This is a genomic window from Acinetobacter sp. YH12142 (genome assembly GCF_013418435.1).
Taxonomy (GTDB): domain Bacteria; phylum Pseudomonadota; class Gammaproteobacteria; order Pseudomonadales; family Moraxellaceae; genus Acinetobacter; species Acinetobacter amyesii.
This window is the reverse complement of record NZ_VPCB01000047.1, coordinates 1-1729: the sequence shown is the minus strand read 5'-3', so window position 1 is coordinate 1729 and position 1729 is coordinate 1. Positions and strand designations below refer to the sequence as shown.

Below are 1729 nucleotides of genomic sequence, written 5' to 3'. Positions count from 1 at the left end.
ATGCCTCATGTGGCGGCCAGGACGGCCAGCCGGGATCGGGATACTGGTCGTTACCAGAGCCACCGACCCGAGCAAACCCTTCTCTATCAGATCGTTGACGAGTATTACCCGGCATTCGCTGCGCTTATGGCAGAGCAGGGAAAGGAATTGCCGGGCTATGTGCAACGGGAATTTGAAGAATTTCTCCAATGCGGGCGGCTGGAGCATGGCTTTCTACGGGTTCGCTGCGAGTCTTGCCACGCCGAGCACCTGGTCGCTTTCAGCTGTAAGCGTCGCGGTTTCTGCCCGAGCTGTGGGGCGCGGCGGATGGCCGAAAGTGCCGCCTTGCTGGTTGATGAAGTACTGCCTGAACAACCCATGCGTCAGTGGGTGTTGAGCTTCCCGTTTCAGCTGCGTTTCCTGTTTGCCAGCCGGCCCGAGATCATGGGGTGGGTGCTGGGCATCGTTTACCGCGTCATTGCCACGCACCTGGTCAAGAAAGCGGGCCATACCCACCAAGTGGCCAAGACGGGCGCGGTCACCCTGATCCAGCGTTCTGGATCGGCGCTCAATCTGAATGTTCACTTCCACATGCTGTTTCTCGACGGTGTGTATGTCGAGCAATCCCACGGCTCAGCGCGTTTCCGCTGGGTCAAGGCGCCGACCAGCCCAGAGCTCACCCAGCTGACGCACACCATCGCCCACCGGGTGGGTCGCTATCTGGAACGGCAAGGCCTGCTGGAACGGGATGTCGAAAACAGCTATCTGGCCTCGGATGCGGTGGATGACGACCCGATGACACCCCTGCTGGGGCACTCGATCACTTACCGTATCGCTGTCGGTTCACAGGCGGGGCGAAAGGTGTTCACTTTGCAAACTCTGCCGACCAGTGGTGATCCGTTCGGTGACGGGATTGGCAAGGTAGCCGGGTCCAGCCTGCACGCCGGCGTGGCGGCCAGGGCCGATGAACGCAAGAAGCTCGAACGGCTGTGCCGGTACATCAGCCGCCCGGCGGTATCCGAGAAGCGGCTGTCGTTAACACGAGGCGGCAACGTGCGCTACCAGCTCAAGACGCCGTACCGGGACGGCACCACGCACGTCATTTTCGAACCATTGGATTTCATTGCAAGGCTGGCCGCCCTGGTACCGAAGCCCAGAGTCAACCTAACCCGCTTCCACGGGGTGTTCGCACCCAACAGTCGGCACCGGGCGTTGGTCACGCCGGCAAAACGGGGCAGGGGCAACAAGGTCAGGGTGGCTGATGAACCGGCAACACCAGCACAACGGCGAGCGTCGATGACATGGGCGCAACGGCTCAAGCGTGTTTTCAATATCGACATCGAGACCTGCAGCGGCTGCGGCGGCGCCATGAAAGTCATCGCCTGCATTGAAGACCCTATAGTGATCAAGCAGATCCTTGATCACCTGAAGCACAAAGCCGAAACCAGCGGGACCAGGGCGTTACCCGAAAGCCGGGCGCCACCGGCTGAGCTGCTCCTGGGTCTGTTTGACTGACGAGCCTGAAGGCCAACGATACCAATCAAAATGCTGCGTTCACAGCGCCGCGGCAGGGATCCGCCGTGCTGGTTGTCGGAAAAGGAGCCGCTAGTGGGAAAGAGGAGGGTAAATTTTCAGCGTTGCTGGCTCCCCGTCAGCCGGATTGGGTTGCATCGCAGGGGTGTCGAAAGAGTCAACTGCGGTCCAAAGCTGTTGGACTTGGGTGAAAAGGGCGTTTATTCTTCCTATACGT

The 1729-nt window shown here is 60.2% G+C and carries 1 protein-coding gene; it reads left to right on the top strand.

Annotated elements, in window-relative coordinates; translation table 11 throughout:
* Positions 1-1494 (top strand): IS91-like element ISVsa3 family transposase (locus tag FTU77_RS15845; protein ID WP_163167828.1); only part of this gene is annotated, 1494 nt, incomplete at its 5' end.
* Between the last annotated feature and the right edge of the window lie 235 nt (positions 1495-1729).